At 40.3% G+C, this 22,520-nt stretch carries 15 protein-coding genes; 14 read left to right on the forward strand and 1 reads right to left on the reverse strand.

Going from position 1 to position 22,520, the window contains the following annotated elements; translation table 11 throughout:
* Positions 1-52: 52 nt before the first annotated feature.
* The 13 genes from B2V92_RS18920 to sprA all read left to right on the forward strand — a co-directional run bounded on the left by B2V92_RS18920 (position 53) and on the right by sprA (position 21,376).
* A complete protein-coding gene (locus tag B2V92_RS18920) occupies positions 53-1,534 on the forward strand; it encodes a polysaccharide biosynthesis C-terminal domain-containing protein (RefSeq protein ID WP_293311129.1) in 1,482 nt (493 codons plus the stop codon).
* Positions 1,535-1,610: 76 nt separating this feature from the next.
* Positions 1,611-2,042: a dUTP diphosphatase gene (gene dut, locus B2V92_RS18925; protein ID WP_293311131.1), complete on the forward strand. Its 432-nt coding sequence runs from the start codon at positions 1,611-1,613 to the stop codon at positions 2,040-2,042.
* 53 nt (positions 2,043-2,095) lie between these two features.
* Positions 2,096-3,793 (forward strand): tetratricopeptide repeat protein, encoded by a 1,698-nt coding sequence (locus B2V92_RS18930; protein WP_293311133.1) that lies wholly within the window; start codon positions 2,096-2,098, stop codon positions 3,791-3,793.
* On the forward strand, positions 3,771-4,562 hold the full coding sequence (locus B2V92_RS18935; protein WP_293311135.1) for a DUF4292 domain-containing protein: 792 nt from the start codon (positions 3,771-3,773) through the stop codon (positions 4,560-4,562). Before B2V92_RS18930 ends, B2V92_RS18935 begins: the two co-directional genes overlap by 23 nt.
* Before the next feature lie 187 nt (positions 4,563-4,749).
* Complete coding sequence (locus B2V92_RS18940; RefSeq protein ID WP_293311137.1) at positions 4,750-6,045, forward strand: murein hydrolase activator EnvC family protein; 1,296 nt, start codon at positions 4,750-4,752, stop codon at positions 6,043-6,045.
* Between the two features lie 42 nt (positions 6,046-6,087).
* Entirely contained in the window at positions 6,088-6,450 is a 363-nt protein-coding gene (locus B2V92_RS18945; protein WP_293311139.1) for a Sec-independent protein translocase subunit TatA/TatB, read from the forward strand.
* A gap of 12 nt (positions 6,451-6,462) precedes the next feature.
* On the forward strand, positions 6,463-6,663 hold the full coding sequence (locus tag B2V92_RS18950; protein ID WP_029986031.1) for a Sec-independent protein translocase subunit TatA/TatB: 201 nt from the start codon (positions 6,463-6,465) through the stop codon (positions 6,661-6,663).
* Between the two features lie 18 nt (positions 6,664-6,681).
* Positions 6,682-8,100, forward strand: a complete 1,419-nt coding sequence (gatA, locus tag B2V92_RS18955; protein ID WP_293311142.1) for an Asp-tRNA(Asn)/Glu-tRNA(Gln) amidotransferase subunit GatA — start codon at positions 6,682-6,684, stop codon at positions 8,098-8,100.
* 169 nt (positions 8,101-8,269) lie between these two features.
* Positions 8,270-9,673 carry a lytic transglycosylase domain-containing protein gene (locus B2V92_RS18960; RefSeq protein ID WP_293311155.1) on the forward strand — a complete coding sequence of 468 codons (1,404 nt, stop codon included), beginning with the start codon at positions 8,270-8,272 and terminating at the stop codon, positions 9,671-9,673.
* A gap of 583 nt (positions 9,674-10,256) precedes the next feature.
* Positions 10,257-10,961: a hypothetical protein gene (locus B2V92_RS18965; RefSeq protein WP_293311157.1), complete on the forward strand. Its 705-nt coding sequence runs from the start codon at positions 10,257-10,259 to the stop codon at positions 10,959-10,961.
* Between the two features lie 291 nt (positions 10,962-11,252).
* Positions 11,253-13,571: an NADP-dependent malic enzyme gene (locus B2V92_RS18970; protein WP_293311159.1), complete on the forward strand. Its 2,319-nt coding sequence runs from the start codon at positions 11,253-11,255 to the stop codon at positions 13,569-13,571.
* Between the two features lie 6 nt (positions 13,572-13,577).
* Entirely contained in the window at positions 13,578-14,162 is a 585-nt protein-coding gene (ruvA, locus tag B2V92_RS18975; RefSeq protein WP_113947530.1) for a Holliday junction branch migration protein RuvA, read from the forward strand.
* A gap of 11 nt (positions 14,163-14,173) precedes the next feature.
* Entirely contained in the window at positions 14,174-21,376 is a 7,203-nt protein-coding gene (gene sprA / locus B2V92_RS18980) for a cell surface protein SprA (protein ID WP_293311161.1), read from the forward strand.
* 152 nt (positions 21,377-21,528) lie between these two features.
* Here sprA and B2V92_RS18985 read toward each other — a convergent pair whose 3' ends face one another.
* Positions 21,529-21,951: a hypothetical protein gene (locus B2V92_RS18985; protein ID WP_293311163.1), complete on the reverse strand. Its 423-nt coding sequence runs from the start codon at positions 21,949-21,951 to the stop codon at positions 21,529-21,531.
* A gap of 260 nt (positions 21,952-22,211) precedes the next feature.
* On the opposite strand from B2V92_RS18985, the gene gcvH reads away from it, so the two are divergent.
* A partial coding sequence (gene gcvH, locus B2V92_RS18990; protein WP_293311165.1) for a glycine cleavage system protein GcvH occupies positions 22,212-22,520 on the forward strand: 309 nt, incomplete at its 3' end.

The following is a 22,520-nucleotide window of genomic DNA, read 5'->3' on the forward strand; positions in this document are numbered from 1 at the left end:
TCAATAAATTAAACTTATCTTGATACTTGATACCCTTTTCTAAGTAAAACGAATGTCTGTATATAAAAAGTTTCTGGGGCAAACCATGGTTTACGGTATCAGTACCGTTTTTTCCCGATTGTTCAATTTTATCCTCACACCAATTTATACGGGGGTTTATAAAAAAGGTGTTTATGGCATTTTTACAAATATGTATGCCAATGCATCACTCATCAATGCTATTTTGGCCTTTGGAATGGAAAGTACCTATTTTAGGTATTTAAATAAATTTGAAGATAAAAAGCAACAGGTTTATAACAACTCATTTCTTTGTATTGCTTTTATTTCACTACTTTTTCTAATTACCGGATTGGTTTTTTCTACTCCAATTGCTGCTTATTTAGCTACCAAAGCATCCGAAATCCCGGATTATAAACAATATGTAAGTTTTTTCCTGTGGATTTTATTCGTTGATGCCATCTGCGTAATTCCTTTCGCTAAATTAAGGGCTGATGGAAGGCCGTTTAAATATAGCGTGGCCAAATTTCTGAATATCGGCTGTTTTGTTGGCTTCAACCTGATTTTTATTTTCCTGATTCCTGCCATTATAAAACATGGTTGGCTTGGGGCTGCTTGGTTCGAATCGTGGTATAAACATCAATGGATAGGTTATGTTTTTGTAGCCAATCTGATCGCCTCTATAGTTACCTTACTCTATTTGCTGCCCGAGTTTATGAAACTGCAGTTACATTTCGACAAAAAACTTTTTGGCGATATGTTCTCTTACAGCTGGCCAATTTTAGTAGCAAACCTTTCCTTTATTGTAAACGAGAATCTGGATAAAATTGTACTTCAAAAGTTATTACCTCCCGAAATTGCCGACGGAGAAGTTGGGATTTATGGTGCCGTATGTAAAATTGCCATTTTCTTAAGCATTTTTATTACCGCGTTTAGGTTAGGTGCCGAACCTTTTTTCTTTAGTCATGCCAAAGAAAAAAATGCAAGGAGCACTTATGCTACAATTTTAAAATATTTTGTAATTGCCCTGTCGGTTCTTTTTATTGCCATTATTGCCAATATAGAACTACTCAAGTATTTTATCCGTAAACAAGAATATTGGGTTGGCTTGCCGGCTGTTCCTTATCTGTTGCTGGGTTATGTATGTTTGGGTATTTACATGAACCTATCTATCTGGTACCGTTTATCTGATCAAACACGTTTCGGACTCTATATTTCGGTTGCAGGGGCCATCATTACCATTGTATTAAATGTGGTTTTAATTCCAAAATTTAGCTACATGGGATCCGCTTGGGTAAGTATGTTGGCCTATTTTGTAATGATGGTTTTATCGTATGTGCTAGGACAGAAATATTACCCTATTCCCTATAACCTCAAAAAGATTTTGGCCTATTTAATTATATCAACCATTATCGTATTCTCTTCATTTTTCATTTTTAACCGTAACATTTATATCGGGAATGCCATGTTGATTGCTTTTGTGGCCGGTGTTGCTTACTTTGAAAAGAATGATTTAATGAAAATGTTAAAGAAATAAGTTATGATCTCCAATCTTATGTCTCATATCTTGCCTCTCAAATCTCATATCTAAAATCTTGTGTCTCTAGTAAAAAATGGAAATAAAAATCATCAATAAATCCGAACATGCACTTCCACAATACGAAACTGCACATGCAGCCGGAATGGATCTTAGGGCGGCTATAACCGAAGAAATTATTTTAAAACCTTTGCAACGCTTATTGGTGCCAACGGGTTTGTTTATCGAACTGCCCGTAGGCTTTGAAGCACAGATCAGGCCCCGCAGCGGACTGGCTTATAAACATGGCATCAGTATTGTAAATTCGCCAGGCACAATTGATGCCGATTACCGTGGCGAAATAAAAGTTTTATTGGTAAATTTATCAGATACAGATTTTAAGATCGTTAATGGCGATAGGATTGCACAAATGGTGGTGGCCAAACACGAAACCGTAAGCTGGAAAGCTGTTGAAGAACTTGGCGAAACGGCACGTGGCGAAGGCGGTTACGGACATACGGGAAAATAAGTTTGGAGTTCGCAATTTTCAGTTTGGAGTTAACTTTTTGATGTATAAATGGTATGAAATACAAAGTACATTTTCTTATCGGAGCTGCTTTAGTTAGCTTCCAGTCCTTTGGTCAAGGGGTAGTTGCGCCAGCTACCAACCGCGATAGCAACGTGGTAAAACAATTGTTTTTTGCCGGTTTGCGCGAGAAAATGTCTGAAAACTATGTTGTGGCCTCTACTAATTTTAATAAAATTGTAGGTTTAGACCCAAATAACCATGCGGCCTATTTCGAGCTGGCCAATGCCAACCTCCGTTTAGATAAACTTACCGAAGCTGAGCAGAATATAAAGCAGGCCATTAAATTAAATAACGATAATTTATGGTACTGGCGTTTACTTGGCGAAGTGTATAAGCGCAACAACAATATGCCCGAGCTGATCGGGGTATTTAATCAGTTGATCAGGCTTGATCCCGAAAACGATGGTTATTATTTTGATAAAGCCAACGCACAGTTTTTGGCCAACCAGCTCGATGCCGCTAAAAAAACCTATGATGAAATTGAGGCTAAATTTGGCGAATCGAGAGATCTGATCAATGCCAAAAAGCGCTTAACATCGAACGGCAGTGCTTCAGACAGTGATATTGTTAAACTATTGGAGGGCAACCAGGCCGATGTAAAAAATTACCTCTACGCAGCCGGTTTGCTTTTGCAAAAAGGGAACGACCCCGAAGCACTAAAAGTGCTGGTTAAAGCGCAACAGCTTGAACCCAATAACTTTGAAGTAAATCTTGCACTCGCCGATATTTACCGCAAACAAAAAAATGATGTAGCAGCTTTTGCCTCGTTAAAGTTAGCATTTGAGAGCGGCGAAATGCCCCTGACCGAAAAAGTTAAAATCATAGCGGCATTATTTCCGAAGCTGAACCAACCCATTGTAGCTAAAAATGTAACTGAACTGAGTAAGTTGGTTGCCGAAAAAAATCCTACAGATGCTAAAGCTTTGGCGCTTTATGGCGATGTACTTTATCAGCAGAATAACCTCAAAGAAGCACTGGTACAATATCAGGCTGCTTTAAAACTTAACGAGCAGGTTTATGCCGTTTGGGAGCAGGTAATCAATATCCAGACTTTGCTGGGCCATTACGAAGATGCCGTAAAAGTTGGTGATGAAGCGCTTACCATTTATCCAAACCAGGCCAGTTTATACTACTATATGGCATATGCGTTATATAAAACGGGTAAATATGAGGCTGCACAAAGTAATTTAAGAACATCATTGCAGTTAGATGTAGATAATAAGAGTTTACAGGCGCAGATTTACGCCTTGCAGGGCGATATCTACATCAACCAGAATAATTTTTCGGCAGCTAAAACCGCATTTGAAAAAGCCATTTCGTTAGAACCGGATAATTATCTCATCATGAATAATTATGCCTATTATTTGGCGTTAAAAAATGATGATCTGGCAAAAGCGGCAAAATATGCCGAAACTGCAGCCAATGGTATGCCCAATAATCCTTCAGTTATCGATACTTATGCTTTTATCCTGTTCAAACAACAAAAGTATGATCTGGCAAAAACATGGATAGAAAAGGCATTGCAAAACAATAGTAATAAAAATGGTGTTTACCTGGAGCGGTATGGAGATATACTTTTTATGAAAGGCGAAAAAGATGAGGCGGTAATCCAGTGGCAAAAAGCAAAAGAGGCCGGAAACGGATCGGAAGTATTAATAAAAAAGATAAATGAAAAGAAATATTTTAAATAGCCTGTTCCTTGTTGGAGCGGTGGTTTTTGTTTCGGCGTGTAAGCCTAAAAAGGAAATTGTTGTGGCACCGCCTACCAAAACGGAAACCAAAACCGATAACTCTAAAGCAGAAACCCTTACGCTGTTAAACAGCAAACAGCTTAAATTTAATACCCTTTCTTTAAAAGCCAAGGCAAGCCTCGATATTGGTGGTGATGCGAATGATGTAACCATGAATTTCAAAATGAAAGACAAGGAAACCATCTGGGTAAGTGTTACCGCTTTGGGCGGGCTTGCAGAAGTAGCCAGGGCATTGATTACGCCTGATAGCATCAAAATCATGAACCGTTTGAAAAGCGAATACCTTAAAAAACCTTTCAGTTACGTATACAATTTCACCAATAAACAGGTAAATTTTAATACGCTGCAGGCCATTTTAACCGGTAATGCCATGGGCGAATTCTTAACCCAGCAATCCGATCTTAAACAAGAGAATGGTGCTTGGGTAGTATCGGGCAGTAAAGCCGAACTCGATTATAAATTGCTTTTCAATACCTTGTTTAAGGTTGCCGAAACCAATTTAAACGATGCCAAAAATGGTCAGGCTTTAAAAGTAACCTATTCCGACTATCAAAAACTTAACGAATCTTTGTTCCCGAGTGCTTTACAGATCAAAACCTTATCTAAGGCGAAAAAAATAAACATCGATCTTCAGTTTGTTAAAATTGATGGCAATGTTCCTGTCGATTTTCCGTTTAATGTACCAAAGAGATTTACGGTTGTAAAATAGATTATACTTTACAATTATTGATTTAAATAAGAGGTTTGCCAGAGGTAACCGTTGCGTATGCATGGTGGCTCTGGCAATCTTTGCATTATATGAAGATTGGGTGAAGACGGTTCTGTAATAAGTAATTATGACTTTAGTATCTCGATTTTAATATTTTTTACTATAAAATTTTTATACTTTTGGCTTAATGAAGCTACACAAACTCCTATTTATCCTTTTTTTAAGCGTGTTAACCCTTTCGGCGGTTGCACAAACTGAAAGTCAGCTCAGAAGGAAAAAAGAAGCTATACAGCGTGAAATCGAACAGCTTCAGAAAAATTTGAACAAAACTGCCAGCGGTAAAAAACTTACCCTACAGCAGATTAATACCATAAATGCCCAGATTAGGTTACGCCAGGATAAAATCGGCACAATCAACTCTGAAATAAAAAATCTGGATAACCAAATCTCTCAGAACACCAATACCGTACATACATTGCAGGGCCAGTTGGGCGATCTTAAAAAGGAGTATGCAGGGATGATCCGTTTTGCACAGCGGAACAGGAACTCTTACGATAAGATGATGTTTATTTTCGCTTCAAAAGATTTTAACCAGGCATATAAAAGGATAAAATATTTACAGCAGTTTAGCCAGTATAGAAAAAAACAGGCGGGTTATATCGAAAATACCCAAAATGATCTTAATGGAAAGATCAAGGTTCTGGATAAAACACTCCGTGAAAAAAGCGATCTGTTAAAAGAACAGGAAAGGGAACGCGAGCGTTTGGGTAAAGATAAAAACGAGCAATCTGTTGTATTAAATAAATTAAGTAAGGACGAAAAGCAGTTTAAACAGGATATCGTTGCCCGTAAAAAACAACAGGCACAGATAGACAGGGCCATTAGTGCCGCTATCCAGAGGGCAATTGAAGAAGCCAGACGAAAAGCTGCAGAAGAGGCCAGGAGAAAAGCTGCCGAAGAGGCACGCCTTGCTGCGGCAAAAGCCAAAGCAGAAAACAGGCCTGCGCCTACAGCACCAACAGCACCTGCTGCTAAAGCAAAATCGACAGCAGAACTGCTTACGGCAACGCCTGAGGCTGCTAAACTATCTGCAGGTTTTGAAAACAACAGGGGTAGGTTACCTTGGCCGGTTGCTACAGGAACCATCACCGAACGCTTTGGTATGCATAAGGTAGACCAGGCAACCTACACCAACGATGGAGTAGATATTACCACAAGTGATGGCGCTACCGTTAGGGCAGTGTTCTCAGGTAAGGTTGCAGCAGTACAGGTATTTATGGGTAGAACAGTGGTACTGATCAACCATGGTGAATACTTTACTGTTTACCAGAATTTAAGATCGGTAAGTGTAAGCGTTGGTAATGATGTAGATACCAAGCAGGCAATAGGTGTGGTAGCCAACACAGGGGATGATGCCATCCTCAAATTCCAGATCAGGAGGGGCCAGGCGGCTTTAAATCCTGAAGCCTGGATTAGTAAATAGAATTTTTTTAAATTGTTTATATTTGTATAAATTATATTAGTGATGTATCAAGGCACGTTATTAGAGTTTTTAAACATGGGTGGATCGGAGATCGTACTCATTTTAGTGGTCGTTCTATTGTTGTTCGGTGGTAAAAAACTGCCTGAGCTTGCAAGAGGGCTTGGAAAAGGGATCAGAGAGTTTAAAGACGCGTCGGAAGGGGTGAAGCGCGAGATCCATAGGAATATCAACGCAATGGATTTAGATAAGGAAGAAGCGGAAGAAACAGCGGTAAACAACCATAATCAACGTCACCACCCAACAGAAGAAAGTCCTGTTGACGAAAAAGTTTCGGCAAATACGCCCCACGCTGAAACGGGTACACCGGTTGATGAAAAAATTGTAGCAGACAATCAAAAAGTTTAAACAAAAAAAGTTATGTTAAATACAACAATAGCAGCAATGCTTGGAACACCAGAAATTATCATTATCGCGGTAGTGGTTCTGTTATTATTTGGTGGTAAAAAAATTCCTGAACTGATGAGAGGTTTAGGTAAAGGTGTTAAAGAATTTAAAGATGGTAAGGATGGTGTTGATGGCGATCAGGTAGATCCATCTAACCGTGATAAAACCGTTTAATTGCAATAATTTTTAGTTTTGAAGAAATACAGCGCTCTAAAGGAGATTCAGGCACTCATTTCGCAAAAGCAATTAACTTTACCCGATTTATTGGCTTATTATTTTAAGCAGATTAAAGATAAAGAACACCTCAATGCATTTAACGAGGTGTTTTTTTATTCGGCCGAGGTTCAGGCAAAAGCGATACAGCAAAAGATAGAAGAAGGCACTGCAGGCAAGCTTGCAGGGATGGTAATTGGTATTAAGGATAATATCTGTTATAAAGACCATGTTGTTACCGCATCTTCAAAAATGCTCGAAGGCTTTGTATCCCCATATTCATCAACTGTTGTTGAACGTTTGTTACAGGAAGATGCCATTATTATCGGCCGTTTAAACTGTGATGAGTTTGCTATGGGCGGCTCTAACGAAACTTCTTATTATGGGGCTGTTAAAAATGCAGCAGATCCCGAGCTTGTTCCCGGTGGTTCATCCGGAGGTTCGGCAGTTGCCGTTCAGGCCGATATGTGTTTAGCTGCACTGGGTACCGATACAGGTGGTTCGGTAAGGCAGCCGGCAGCTTTTTGCGGACAGATTGGTTTAAAGCCTACCTATGGCCGTATTTCGAGGTATGGTGTAATCGCTTATGCCTCATCGTTTGATCAGGTTGGCCCAATTACTTCATCCGTAGAGGATGCAGCTTTACTTTTACAGGTTTTAGCGGGGGCCGATGAGCACGATTCTACTGCTTCGCCTTTGGCTGTTCCCGATTACCCTGCCCATTTAAACGAACACAAAAAACAGAAAATAGCGGTTTTAAAGGAAACGATCGAGAGCGATGCCCTTGATCCTGAAATCAAATCGGCCATTTTAGCTTCAATCGAAAAACTAAAAGCAGACGGACATACCGTTGACTATGTTTCTTTTGATCTTTTAGATTACCTGGTTCCGGCTTATTATATTTTAACCACAGCCGAAGCCTCTTCTAACCTTTCGCGTTACGATGGTGTACATTATGGCCACCGCAATACCGAAGCAAAATCGTTAAACGAATTATATAAATTATCACGCGCCGAAGGTTTTGGCGAAGAGGTAAAACGCCGTATCCTTTTAGGTACTTTTGTTTTAAGTGCCGGATATTACGATGCTTATTACCAAAAAGCGCAACAGGTTCGCCGCTTGATCAGGGAAAAAATGGATGCCTTATTCCAGGATTATGATCTCATCCTTTCTCCGGTAGCGCCAACAGCAGCTTTTAAAATCGGCGATAACGTACAGGATGCACTGGTGATGTACATGGCCGATATTTTTACCGTGCTACCATCGTTGAGCGGAAATCCGGCTATTGCACTGCCTTTGGGCAATAACATTGCAGGTTTACCGTTAAGTATTCAATTTACAGCCAAACATTTTGGGGAAGATCAGCTTTTAGCTTTTTCTCAGGCATTTTTAAAATAGGCATTAGCTCGCTGAGCTGTGTGCAGTAGCCGTCAAAAAAAAACTGTAGCAAAATTTTTACTGATTTTTGATCGGTAACGGAAAGTTACGGCTTAATTTTATTTCAGCACCTTAAAAATGGTGCGGAAATAGAGTTCAGTATTGACGGGACTGAGTAAACCAATAGCCCATGATTAAAAAAATACTTTTTGCTTCAATTTGTGCTTGCTTAGGATACATTTCTTCCGCTTCCGCGCAACAAACCCTCAAATTAGATAGTCTCCCGAAGGTACATAACAACATCTTTATCAATACCGACACCGTAGCCGTACCGGTAGTTTCTGAAAATCCCCTAACCATGGGACAGAACTTTATCTACAAGCTCAGGCTCGATTCCATCACTAAAACCGTTCCGCTTCCTTACAACGAGTATGTTCAGCAGTATATAGACATCTATTCGAAGCGTAAGGATATGTTTGGGAAAATGATCGGCTTATCCAGCTATTATTTCCCGATTTTTGATAAGGCAATGAAGGATTATAATATCCCTCAGGAAATAAAATATTTAACCATTGTAGAGTCGCAGATGAATCCCCATGCCATTTCGCGCGTGGGTGCAACAGGCATCTGGCAGTTCATGTTTGGCACTGGCAAGGCTTATGGTTTAAAAATGGACAACTTTGTTGATGAGCGTAAAGATCCGATACAGGCCAGTTATGCTGCGGCAGCTTATTTCAGGGATGCTTTTGAAGAACTGGGCGATTGGCTGCTGGCCATTGCAGCTTATAACTGTGGTAAAGGCAATGTAAACAGGGCAATCGACAAAGCCGGTTCGAGGGATTTTTGGGTAATCAGACAGTTTTTGCCTAAAGAAACCCGGAATTATGTGCCGGCATTTATAGCGGCCGTCTATGTAATGAATTATTCGAACAAACACCAGATTACGGCACAGGCTTCGAACATGTTCCTTAAAACCGATACCGTTCAAACTACCCGCTTTGTTTCTTTATCTACCCTGGCCAAGGTACTTAATGTTGAAGAAGACGCCATGATGGCCCTAAATCCATCTTATAAAAAGAAGATTGTAAACGGAACCGATGATGAACCCAAGCGGATTGTAATGCCCAAACTGAGGGATGCCGATTATGCCGGTATTTACGATGTGCTGAACAACCAGGAAGTGGATGTAAGCATGAGAGTGATTGAGGCCGGTACCGATGATGTAAGGGATTTAAGAAAAAAGAAAACGAAAAGCGTATCAACATCATCAGTTGTTTACCATAAGGTTACCTCCGGACAGAATCTTACCACAGTTGCCGATAAATATGGTGTAGAAGTACAGGATCTTCGGGTTTGGAACGGGTTAAAGAGCAAAACTTTGGTGCCCGGGCAGAAATTAAAAATCTACGCTAAAAACCGTACACCTTTAAAAGCACCTTCATCGTTTTTAAGTTACAAAGTTAAAACCGGCGATACCCTTTCAGAAATAGCAGAAAAATTCGACGGTGCTACCGTTCAGAGCATCCGTAGAGATAACCGTTTATCAAAAGCTGGTTTACAGGTTGGCATGATCCTTAAAATTAGTAAGGGCTAGGTTAATTTTAACCGCTCGTTCTAAACTGGCCGTCATCTCGACTGTAATGGAGAGATCTATCTCGAGATGACGACCTTTTTTATTAAGTAATTTCGAACGGAACCTCTACTCTTTACGTCATTTCGAGCGGCCCCGATAGCTATCGGGGGCAGCGCAGTCGAGAACCACGTAAGTGCTCAGCGAAGCTAAATCTGTCTCGAGATAGATCTCTCCCTGCCCGATGCAGGCGGGCGCTCCACTGCATTTCGGTCGAGATGACGGTCATTTATATTAAGTTGTCATTCTGAACGCAGTGAAGAATCTTTTCTCTAACTGGTCACTTTTTTAAACGTTTACTACGCCACAGTACCCATTATTAAACTCAGGTTATAAGCCTTTTAAAGGTTTCGTTGCAGTTATATTTGTTATTTAAAGTATTACTAGATATTTATTATTGTGTTTTATTTAGATATTTTTTGTATTTTTTGGTATACTTATTAATCGTTTATTGTTGTTGATTCATTGTCGTATACTAAATATTTAATTTGTAGTTTAAAATTTATTTGGTAATATGTGAGAAATTTAATCGCATAATCAAAAACGTATGAAAAAAACCAAATTAGTGCTCTTAAGTATGGCCGCGTTATTGTCTGCAACAATAATTATCCAATCATGTAAGAAGAACGAAAAAGATGATGTAAACGCTAAATCATCGGAACTCAGTAAAAAAAGTACTATTAAAAGTAGTGTAGGTGCCAATTCAGTGACAGACGATCCAACATGCAATCCAACATTTTATTATATGACGGATGATCTAAAAACAAGTCCAATTGTTAAATCAGAATATGCACCTGAGGAATTTTGGTATAGAGTAACAAATGATCAGCCTTATGACGCAGGTTGGTGGGATGGTTATCAGGATGGTGTTTATTACTGGACATTACACAAAAACGAACTGGCCCTTACTTATGTTCCTACAGGTGAGTGGGCTTTTGTGCTTAAATTTCAGAATAACGCCTCAGGTGCAATCTCATATGTTTCGCCTTTTGATGCCAGCGATCCAAACTTTATCTCAGGTAATACTTATCTTGATAAAGGATTGAGATTAATTAATGTTGGTACTGCCCCAAATCCAATTCAGATAAAAAATGCTACTTCACAAGATGGTAATGTTCAATGTTTGAAAAACCAATATAGAGTTTGGGCCCAGACAGACTTTGGACAATCTGCAGAAAGGAGAAGGTATGACAATGGTAGATATAACGGCTTCTTGCGTGGAATCAGTCAAGAACCATTTTCTATACAATAATATTTGTAATAAAAGCTGTTTGTATTAAAATTGAATTTTTAATCTTACTCTGGATTTCTTGTTAAGTGAGCTATTCTATTTAGGATAGCTCACTTTTAGTTTTATATGGACATATCCAGAAATCTTGGTTTACTAATTTCAATTATTCCTTTTTTCCTGCCTTGATCATTTATTTTTCTGTAACGATGCTCCGAAGGTAATGACTTCTATTGTGGACCTATTTTGCTTTCATATTTGTTTTTTGCCAAATAAAAGAATTGTACCTTTGCACCGTCACTAATAAGTTACTTAATGAGTAATACGAATAGAAAGCAAGATGCGTTGGATTACCACTCGCAAGGGCGTCCGGGAAAGATACAGGTAGTACCCACGAAACCTACAACCTCACAAAGGGATTTAACTTTAGCATACTCTCCGGGAGTTGCAGAACCCTGTTTAAAAATAGCAAACAACAAAGAAGATGTTTATAAATATACCGCCAAAGGTAATTTAGTTGCAGTAATCAGTAACGGAACGGCCGTTTTAGGCCTTGGTAATATCGGCCCCGAAGCCGGTAAACCCGTAATGGAAGGTAAAGGCCTTCTTTTTAAAATATTTTCTGATATCGATGTGTTCGATTTAGAACTGGATACCGAAAATGTTGATGATTTTGTAAAAATCGTTAAAGCACTGGAGCCAACTTTCGGCGGGATCAATCTTGAAGATATCAAGGCCCCTGAGTGTTTCGAAATCGAGCGCCGTTTAAAACAGGAGATGAATATCCCTGTAATGCACGATGACCAGCACGGAACAGCCATTATTTCTGGTGCAGCTTTGTTAAATGCCTGCGAAATCCAGAAAAAGAAGATCGATAAAATCCAGGTGGTGGTAAGCGGTGCCGGTGCTGCGGCTGTTTCCTGCTCAAAAATGTATCTGAGTTTAGGGGTTAAAAAAGAAAATCTGGTGATGTTCGATATCAATGGTTTAATTGATATCCACCGTACCGATCTGGACGATATCCGTATGGGTTTCGCTACCACCAGAAAAATTGCCAATATCGGCGAAGCAATGAAAGGTGCAGATGTTTTCATCGGACTTTCGGCAGCAAATGTAATTTCGCCCGAAATGTTAACGGGCATGGCCAAAAACCCGATTGTGTTTGCCATGGCCAATCCAGATCCCGAAATTGCCTACGAACTGGCCATTAAAACCCGTAAGGATCTGATTATGGCTACTGGCCGATCTGATTATCCAAACCAGGTGAATAACGTATTGGGTTTCCCATATATTTTCCGTGGCGCATTGGATGTTAGGGCAACCAGCATTAACGAAGCCATGAAAATTGCTGCGGTAAGGGCGATTGCCGAACTGGCAAAAAAATCGGTTCCAGAAGCGGTTAACTTAGCTTACAATGCCCGTAACCTTAAATTCGGTAAAGATTATATTATTCCAAAACCGGTTGATTTCAGGTTGATTACCGAGGTTTCGACCGCGGTGGCAAAAGCAGCCATTGAGAGTGGTGTAGCCAGAAAAATCATCACCGATTGGGATGCTTATAACGAAGAATTAAGAAAACGTTTAGGTTTGGATGATGCCATTATGAGGGCAGTAACCACCAAAGCGAAAATGGCTCCTAAACGTGTGGTATTTGCAGAGGCTGATAATTACAAAATCTTAAAAGCTGCCCAGATTGTAAAAGACGATAATATCGCCATTCCGATCCTTTTGGGTAATAAAGATAAAATACAGGCCATTATTGATGAGCATGCTTTAGAACTGGAAGGTGTTGAAATCATCGATCAGATGCAGAATCCCGATAAAACCAAACAATATGCCGAAGCACTTTTCAATAAGCGCCAGCGTAAAGGGGTTTCTTCTATGCGCGATGCCACCAAACTATTGAGAGACCGCAACTATTATGGCGCATCGATGGTAGAATTTGGCGAAGCAGATGCGATGATCTCAGGTTTGACCAAAAATTATGCAGCCACTATTAAACCGGCGCTACAGGTAATCGGTGTTAAACCCGGTGTAAAACGTGTGGCAGGTATGTACATGATGATGACCAAAAAAGGTCCGGTTTTCTTTGGCGATACTACTGTAAACGTTGATCCAACTGCCGAAGAACTGGTTGATATTACCCTGTTGATCGATAAATCGGTAAAACAGTTTAACATCAAACCACGTATTGCACTTTTATCTTATTCTAACTTTGGTTCAAACGATGGTGTAACCCCTAACAAAGTAAGGGAAACCGTTAACCTGCTTCATAAAAACCACCCCGAGATTGTGGTTGATGGTGAAATGCAGGGAAATTTTGCCATTAACAACGAGTTGTTAAAAGATAACTTTCCTTTTAGTACATTAGCTGATGCCCCCGCCAATACTTTGGTATTCCCAAATCTGGAGTCGGGCAATATTGCATACAAATTGTTACAGGAGCTTGGCGGTGCAGAAGCCGTTGGCCCGATCCTTTTAGGATTGAATAAACCTGTTCATATTGTTCAATTGGGCAGTTCGGTACGCGAAATTGTAAATATGGTAACCATTGCTGTTGTAGATGTTCAGGCAAAAGAAGAAATTGAAACATCGAAACGAAAAGGTATATTTGGAAAAACAACTAAAAAGTAGAATTGCATGTACGCCTATATTGATGGTAAATTGACATTCAAAAACCCAGCCTATGTTGTGGTTGAAGCCGGAGGTATAGGCTACCATATCAACATTTCATTAAATACATACAGCGCTTTGGGCGATGCAGAAAGGTGTAAACTCTACACCTGGCTGCATGTAAAAGAAGATGCACATACATTATACGGCTTCGCTGATGAGGGCGAACGCCGTTTATTTTTACACTTAATATCGGTATCCGGAATTGGACCCAACACAGGCAGGATGATTTTATCATCCATTACTCCTGTAGAAATCCAGACCGCAATTGTTAAAGCAGATTTACCTCTGATTCAAAGAATTAAAGGCCTTGGTGCAAAAACAGCACAACGCCTGGTTTTAGAATTACAGGACAAACTGAAAAAAGAAGGGGCAGATTCATTAATTTCTATGCCTCAACACAATACTGTTAAAGATGAAGCGTTATCAGCATTGGTAATGCTCGGATTCGCCAAACAAACCGCCGAAAAAACTATAGACCAGATTTTAAAAGTGACAGAGGGAACACTTTCGGTAGAGCAACTAATTAAACAAGCTTTAAAAACCTTATAGAACCACTGCCTTTGAAGAGAATATCTACATTTCTGTTTCTCATCTCACTTTTTCTAATTGCTTCTCAAAACGCTTTCTCACAAGTAGTTCCAAGCAAAGCGGACACTATTGCCCCTAAAAATAACTTCGGTTTAAAAGAAAAAGAACGTCTGGGCCTTAGTCCCGCCGTTAATCCATTTTATCCTGCGCCAAATAACTTAAGGCGTGTGGTAGAATATGATGCAAAAAACAAACGTTATATCGTTAAAGAAATAATAGGAGAAAAATTTGTTTTAAATACCCAGTATTTAAGTATTGATGAATATCAACGTCTTGTTAACAGCGAGATCAAGCGGAGCAACTGGCGCAGCATCTCAAACGCCGAGGTAAGCGATTACCGCAGTACCGGTATTATTCCGCAGATCCAGGTAAACAGTAAAGCCTTTGAGAAATTATTTGGCGGTACCACCATCGATATCCAACCGCGTGGAGAAGCCGAACTTACTTTTTTGGGCCGTGTAAATAAAAATGAAAATCCGCTTTTTAACGAAAGGCAACGTGTACAGACCAATTTCGATTTTAATCAGAGAATCCAGATGGATCTGGTTGGAAATATCGGAACTAAACTGAAAATCAAAAGTAATTATAATACAGAGGCACAGTTCGATTTCGAAAACCAGATTAAACTTGATTATACCGGTGGTGCTGACGATATTATCCAGAAAATTGAGGCCGGTAACGTAAGTTTACCTTTAAATACCTCATTAATTACCGGAACACAGGCCCTTTTCGGTATTAAAACCCAGTTAAAATTCGGGCGCTTAAATGTAACCAGTGTTTATACCCAACAGAAATCGCAATCGAGGGAGATTAAAATTACCAACGGTGCGCAGCAAAATAGCACCACGGTAAATATCGATAGCTATGAGGCCAACAAACACTATTTTCTATCGCAATATTTCAGGAACAACTACAATAAAAATCTGGCTAATGCACCAATTATTACCTCACCGATCCAGATTACCAAAATAGAGGTGTGGATTACCAATAAAGCCGGTAACACAACCGATTCGAGGGATGTATTGGGTTTAATGGATTTGGGCGAAAATGCGCCTTTTAATACTTCTTTACTTAATGGAGGAACTTCGGGTTTACCTGCCGGAACTACCGCAACAGGTTTTCCACAACAATCGAACAATTTAATTGCGCAGTTAAACGCTTATCAGGGAGGAGCCATAAGACAGACCAATTCTAACGCTGTTCTTTCGTTCTTCCAAACAACGCCTGTTAACACCAGCAATACCGATAACTTTGCCAAACTGATTTATGCGCGTAAGCTTACCGAACGCGAATTTACATTCCAACCGCAACTGGGTTACCTATCTTTAAACAACCCGTTAAATGCCGATGAGGTTTTGGCAGTAGCTTACCGCTATACCTATAACGGTGTGGAGTATCAGGTGGGAGAGTTTTCTACCGATATTCCTTTTGATGCGGCAAATCCAAAAGTACTTTATGCCAAATTATTAAAGAACGAAACCACAAAAATCCAGTTGCCAACCTGGGATCTGATGATGAAAAACATCTATTCCATCGGTGGATACCAGATCAGTAGTCAGAATTTTAAACTCGATATTTACCGTATTGATAACGAAACCGGTGTAGATAATCCGGTAATGACGGAAGGGCAGAATACGGCAAACAAACAATGGATTGCCCTGACCGAATTTGACCGTTTAAACCAGCAGAACGAGCGAAGACCGGATGGAGTGTTCGACTTTGTGGCTGCCAATAATGCTTTTGGCTCGTATTCTACTGCAAGTAATGCCAATCAGGCCAGTATGTTCGGGGTAGGGAGCAACGGGCAAACCTCGTTGGTTACCAACACCAATTCGGGCTATATTACCATCGATCCGGCAAACGGAAGGATTATTTTCCCGGTAATCGAACCTTTCGGTAAAGATTTGGCTGCAAGGTTTTTACCCAGCGAGCAGGCGTTGATCAATAAATATACTTTTACCGCACTTTACGATTCTACACAGACCATTGCCAAACAATTGTTCCAGAACCAGAACAGGTATGTGATCAAGGTAAATTATCAATCGGATATTTCTTCCGAATTTAGTTTAAATGCCATTAACGTTCCTGAGGGGTCCGTAAAGGTTTTTGCCGGAACCATGCCCTTAACCGAAGGTGTAGATTTTACGGTCGATTATCAGGGCGGTCGTGTAAGTATCATTAACCAGGCACTTTTAATTTCTGGTCAGCCGATCAGGATTACTACCGAAAACAACGAACTTTTTGGTTTGCAGCAGCGTTCACTTTTCGGAACCCGTTTGGATTACCGTGTTAATAACAAGCTAAACCTTGGGGGTACCATCATGAACCTTACCGAGAAACCTTTAACCCAAAAGGTAAATCTTGGCGAAGAACCCATTTCGAATACCATTTGGGGAGCCGATATCAACTATAGCTCGCCTTCAAGATTTTTAACCAAGCTGGTTGATAAACTTCCGTTCATTTCAACCAAGGCACCATCAAGTGTAACCTTTTATGGTGAGTTTGCCCAGCTGATCCCAGGTCACCCGAGGGCATTAAATTTTGCCGGAAGTAAAAATGGGGTGAGTTACCTTGATGATTTCGAAGCATCGAGATCGGTGATCGATTTAAAGAGTGCCATAGCCTGGCAGCTTTCGGGCACGCCGCAACTTTTTCCCGAGTCGGATAGATCCAACGATTTATCCTATGGTTATAACCGTGCCAGGATTGCCTTTTACAATATCGATCCTACCTTTTATAATTCGGCCGCATCAACCACACCTGCCAATATCAGGGGTAACAGGAACGAACTTTCCAATCATTATGTAAGGGAGGTAATTGAACAGGAGGTTTTCCCGTTTAAAGAAACCGCAACCGGACAGGCACTGAATATCACTACACTCGATGTGGCTTACTACCCAACTGTAAGGGGACCATATAACTACCGTACTACCGACTTTAAAGCGGATGGATCTTTATTGCTGCCTAAAAATAGCTGGGGCGGTTTTCAGCGGAAAATCGAAACCAACGATTTTGAAGCCCTGAATGTTGGCTTTATCGAGTTTTGGATGTTGGATCCATTTATCTATAAGCCAAATTCTGCCGGTGGAGATGTATATTTCAACCTGGGTAATATCTCTGAAGATATCCTAAAAGATGGAAGAAAATCATTGGAAAACGGCTTGCCGGCTACCAACGATCCAAGTAAATATGATGAAACCGCCTGGGGCCGTGTGCCAAAACTACAGCCGGTAGTGCAGGCTTTCGATAACAATCCCGATTCGCGCCGTGCACAGGATGTGGGTTTGGATGGACTATCGGATGCCGATGAAAAAACGAAATTTGCTGCGGCAATCACACAGATCAAATCGCAGTTAAACGCTACTGCTGCTGCTGCAATTGATGCCGATCCATCATCAGATAACTATGCTTATTTCAGGGGACCGGCTTTAGATCAGATCAATGCAGGTATCCTTAAACGATACGAAAAATATAACGGAACAGAGGGTAACTCAAAAACTTCGCAACAATCACAGGCAGAACTTGGGCTCGAAAATTCGGCTTCTACTTCGTTGCCGGATGGGGAAGATATCAATCGCGATAACAACATGACCCAAAGCGACGAGTATTTCCAGTACAAAGTTTCTATGCGTCCGGGTGATTTAAGTGTTGGACAGAATTTTATTACCGATAAGGTTGTATCACAGGTAAAACTGGCAAACGGAAATACACAGGCTGCTACCTGGTACCAGTTCAGGATTCCGATCGGTCAGTATCAGGACCGCGTTGGTGGTATCCAGGATTTTAAATCGATCCGTTTCTTCAGGATGTTCATGACCAATTTTGCCGATACAGCAATATTGCGTTTTGCAAAATTACAATTGATCCGCGGGGAATGGAGAGAATACAATGCTTCGAACCTTGCTGCACAGGTAATTGTTGATCCATCTTTACCGGCCTTAACACCAGATAACTCCACCATCGAAGTATCAACGGTAAACATCGAAGAAAATGGTAAACGTTCTCCGATCCCTTATGTTACCCCTCCCGGAATTTTGCGTGAGCGTGATTATAGCAATTACCGTGGCGATACCAGGTTAAACGAGCAATCGTTATCGGTTACCGTTAAATCATTAAGGGATGGTTATGGCAGGGCTGCATTTAAAACGGCCTATAGCGATTTTAGGTCTTACAAGCATTTAGAAATGTTTGTCCATGCAGAAGCGGTGAACAATCAGGTATTGAATAATAATGATGTTGCCGCCTTTTTGAGGATCGGAACCGATAACCAGGACAACTATTACGAATATGTAATGCCTTTAAAGGTTACCAATCCGGGAACCAGCGATCCTGATGCGATTTGGCCTGAAGCCAATAGGATGGATATCGAATTAACGCTTTTCCAAAATGCAAAACTGGCCCGTAATGTAGCTAAACAGGCTAACGGACAACCTTGGCCGATTAATGTTCCATTTACCTATACTGATGGGGCAAGAACGATTATTGTAAAAGGTCAGCCCGATATGAGCAAGGTGAGGGTTTATATGGTGGGTATTAAAAACCCGTTGCGTGCTGCAAATGATGAAGGTATACGTGATGATGGACAGGATAAAAGTGCACTGGTTTGGTTCAACGAATTAAGGTTGACGGAATTTGACGAAAAAGGTGGGTGGGCCGCAACAGGAAGATTGAATTTAAAACTGGCCGATTTTGCCGATGTAAATATTTCGGGTAGTAAATCAACTGTTGGTTTTGGTTCTATTGATTCGAAAGTGAGCGAAAGAAACCGCGCCGATAATGTGCTGTTGGATGTTTCCTCATCGGTAGAACTGGGCAAATTCCTGCCGCAGAAATCAGGCGTAAAAATCCCGATGTTCGTAAACTATTCGAAACAGGTTTCTACACCACAGTATAATCCACGTACACCGGATATCGAACTTAAAAATGCATTGGAGCAATCAACCAAAGCACAAAAAGATTCGATCTTGAATTTTGCGCAGGATTATACGGTTAGGAGAGGCATCAACTTCACCAACGTAAGGAAAGACAGGGTTAACAATAACAAACCTATCCATCTTTGGGATATCGAAAATTTCTCGGCAAGTTATGCTTACACGCAATACAATCACCGCGATTTTATTAATCAGAGCAGTTTACAGAATACGTACAGGGCATCTTTACAGTATAGCTATTCTAAAGAGGCCAAAACCATAGCTCCGTTCGAAAAGATTATCAAATCAAACATGCTTGCTTTGCTAAAGGATTTCAACTTTAGCATTTTCCCGAGTGCAATTAACTTCAGGATTGATGTAGATCGTTTATATTCCGAAAATACCTTAAGGAATAATGATCCGAACAATACCATCGGGCTTTACCGAAGCGGTTACGGAACAACCTTTAATAAAAACTTTACCATGAGTAGGGTATATGGTATCGCATGGAACCTTACCCGTTCGTTACAGCTTGATTTTAATGCCACCAATTATTCTATCATCGACGAACCGGACGGAAGGATTGAAGGTTTAAAACGCGATACCGTTTGGGAAAATTTAAAACGTTTGGGCCGTACCACCGATTATAACCACAACTTAAACGTAACTTACAACCTGCCGATCGAAAAAATTCCGGGCTTAAACTGGGTTTCGGTAAAAACACGTTACGGCACCAACTTTAACTGGCAAACCGAACCACTTTCTACCCTACGCGATCCCAACATTAATTTGGGTAATACCATACAGAACAGCCGAACCGTTCAGATTAATCCTACCTTAACCCTAACCACACTCTACAATAAGTTTGGTTTTATCCGGAATGCGGGAAATGATCAGGATGGAAGCAAGGCCAAGAAATTTTTCATTAACCTGTTAACGAGTTTGAAAAATGTAAATGCCAGTTTTGTACAAACTAAAGGTATTTTCTTACCTGGTTACATGCCAACAACCCAGTTTTTTGGTATAGATAAAGCTACCGGCGCACCGGGACTGGGCTTTGTTTTTGGTAGTCAGCGCGATATCCGCGAAATGGCACTGGGCAATGGCTGGTTAACAACCGATACTTTACAGAACCAGTTATATGTAAATACACTACGCGAGGATTTCCAGCTTACCGGACAGTTAGAACCATTTAAAGATCTGCGGATTACTTTAAAGGCCAATAAAGCGCAAACACGGAATTTTTCTACCAACTTTAGGTATGTGGCTACTGTTTCCTCTTTCGAAAATTTAAGTGCCATTACCACCGGCGATTACAGTGTTTCGTACATTGCTTTAGGTACCGCATTTAAAGAAAGTAATTCGAGCACAGTATCGGCACTGTTTAACCAGTTTATGGCCAACCGGATTATTATTTCGAGAAGGTTGGGCGCACAGAACCCTAACTCATCCGGGCTTAACGGAGGTTATGCCGATGGTTACGGTAAAGAAAGTCAGGATGTAATTATTTCTGCTTTTATGGCCGCCTACTCAGGTAAGGATGCAGGTAAAGCGAGCATGAATGCTTTTCCTAAAATCCCGCTCCCTAACTGGAATTTAACCTACAGCGGTTTAACCCGTATTCCTTTTATTGCTGATAAATTTTCGTCGGTTGATATCAGGCACGGTTACCGCTCGAGCTATAACATTAATGGTTTTAATTCATTATTGCGTTATCAGGAAACCAATGGGGCCGTAAGCAGCAGGGATGTAAATAACAACTTCCTGCCCGAGTATCAGTTTGCGCAGGTAACCGTTTCAGAATATTTTGCTCCTTTGGTTGGGGTAGATACCAGGTTTAAAAACAACCTTACAGCTTCTTTCGAGTTAAACCGATCGAGGTTGCTTGGCTTGAGTTTGGCCAATAGCCAATTGGCGCAGTTATCAGAAAATAATATGGTATTCGGACTGGGTTATCGTACCAATAAATTCCGCTTTCCTTTTGGATGGTTTAAAAGCCTGAAAATGGATAACAATATGGACTTTAAACTCGATGTAGCCATCCGCGATAATAAAACGGTTATTTACCGTGCCGATGTTGCCGAAGCAGAAGTTTCATCAGGGGCCAAAAATATTACCTTAAGGCCAAGTGTTGATTATGTATTGAACCAGAAGTTTAACATCAAACTATTTTACGATTCGAACATTACAAAACCTTATACTTCACAAACTTTTAATACTTCGTTCAGTAATTTTGGTTTTAGTTTAAGGTTTACGCTGAATTAACACACTAAAGTAAAACCAACGCGCGTCGTCATGCTGAATTTATTTCAGCATCTAAAATTGATACTTATTAGCATTCAAAGCCTCACTATTGATGATAGTGAGGCTTTAGTATTTATACATTTTCTCCCCGGCGCCAATCTATCCCAAAAGGTTTAAACAACACTTTCTTTTTGAATATTTTTACCAATCGGAAATATGCGCATGCAGAGCAAAGTAATAAAGAACATTGGCCCGTAACTGAATAAAAAATTCTGGATTGTAATGCCCTGTAATTTCCCCATTACCCAAAGGTAGACCGTAAATACGATGATGGAGTACAACAGGTAGCCGAATGGTCGCCTGCTTTTGTGATAAACTTTTCCTTCCATTTTCTGCAGTCCTAATAAAAGTGCCAACGCAGTAATGATTGCAAAAACAGCAATATCAACCAACTGGATATTAAAATTAAAACTAAAATTGGGTTGAACGGCCATTAAAAATTTAATATAGCCCATGCCAATGAGTAAGGTAAGCGGGATAGTGGCCAATGCGGTTACAATGATAACTTTCAGCGTATAGATAACATTTGGTTTCATGATGAGGGTTAATGGATTATAGGTTGTTAAAGTAATAATTTTTGAGCTTAATCTGTCACTTCTGTTCAAATCAATCAGCCCTCCCCATCTGATGTTTAGCGATATGCTAAAAGTTAATTTACCAGCCGTTGCGATTGGTCAAACTAAATTGTATTTTTGGTGCGTAAACCGCAGAAAACGTTTTTAGTGTTTTGCATTTATGTTTGCTTGCCTGGTGAAACAATAAAATAAATAACTTATATTCAAATACTTACAAAACAATGAATTTTCCATCAGAATTAAAATACACTAAAGACCACGAGTGGGTTAGAGTTGAAGGTAACGAAGCTTTTATTGGTGTTACCGATTTCGCTCAGCGCGAGTTAGGCGATATCGTTTATGTTGATATCAACACTGTAGGTAGCGAAGTGGCAAAAGAAGAAGTTTTTGGTACTGTAGAGGCTGTTAAAACCGTTTCCGACCTGTATATGCCGGTTACCGGAACAGTATTGGAAGTTAACGCCGAATTAAACGATAGTCCTGAATTGGTTAACTCTGATCCTTATGGTGATGGATGGATGGTAAAAGTA

The sequence above is a fragment of the Pedobacter sp. UBA5917 genome (assembly GCF_002432345.1).
Classification (GTDB): Bacteria; Bacteroidota; Bacteroidia; order Sphingobacteriales; family Sphingobacteriaceae; genus Pedobacter.

What these genes read in the sequence shown, in the direction of transcription:
- B2V92_RS18920 (WP_293311129.1), top strand. Translation starts at nt 53, where the DNA reads ATGTCTGTATATAAAAAGTTTCTGGGGCAAACCATGGTTTACGGTATC.
- dut (WP_293311131.1), top strand. Translation starts at nt 1,611, where the DNA reads ATGGAAATAAAAATCATCAATAAATCCGAACATGCACTTCCACAATAC.
- B2V92_RS18930 (WP_293311133.1), top strand. Translation starts at nt 2,096, where the DNA reads ATGAAATACAAAGTACATTTTCTTATCGGAGCTGCTTTAGTTAGCTTC.
- B2V92_RS18935 (WP_293311135.1), top strand. Translation starts at nt 3,771, where the DNA reads ATGAAAAGAAATATTTTAAATAGCCTGTTCCTTGTTGGAGCGGTGGTT.
- B2V92_RS18940 (WP_293311137.1), top strand. Translation starts at nt 4,750, where the DNA reads ATGAAGCTACACAAACTCCTATTTATCCTTTTTTTAAGCGTGTTAACC.
- B2V92_RS18945 (WP_293311139.1), top strand. Translation starts at nt 6,088, where the DNA reads ATGTATCAAGGCACGTTATTAGAGTTTTTAAACATGGGTGGATCGGAG.
- B2V92_RS18950 (WP_029986031.1), top strand. Translation starts at nt 6,463, where the DNA reads ATGTTAAATACAACAATAGCAGCAATGCTTGGAACACCAGAAATTATC.
- B2V92_RS18960 (WP_293311155.1), top strand. Translation starts at nt 8,270, where the DNA reads ATGATTAAAAAAATACTTTTTGCTTCAATTTGTGCTTGCTTAGGATAC.
- B2V92_RS18965 (WP_293311157.1), top strand. Translation starts at nt 10,257, where the DNA reads ATGAAAAAAACCAAATTAGTGCTCTTAAGTATGGCCGCGTTATTGTCT.
- B2V92_RS18970 (WP_293311159.1), top strand. Translation starts at nt 11,253, where the DNA reads ATGAGTAATACGAATAGAAAGCAAGATGCGTTGGATTACCACTCGCAA.
- ruvA (WP_113947530.1), top strand. Translation starts at nt 13,578, where the DNA reads ATGTACGCCTATATTGATGGTAAATTGACATTCAAAAACCCAGCCTAT.
- B2V92_RS18985 (WP_293311163.1), bottom strand. Translation starts at nt 21,951, where the DNA reads ATGAAACCAAATGTTATCTATACGCTGAAAGTTATCATTGTAACCGCA.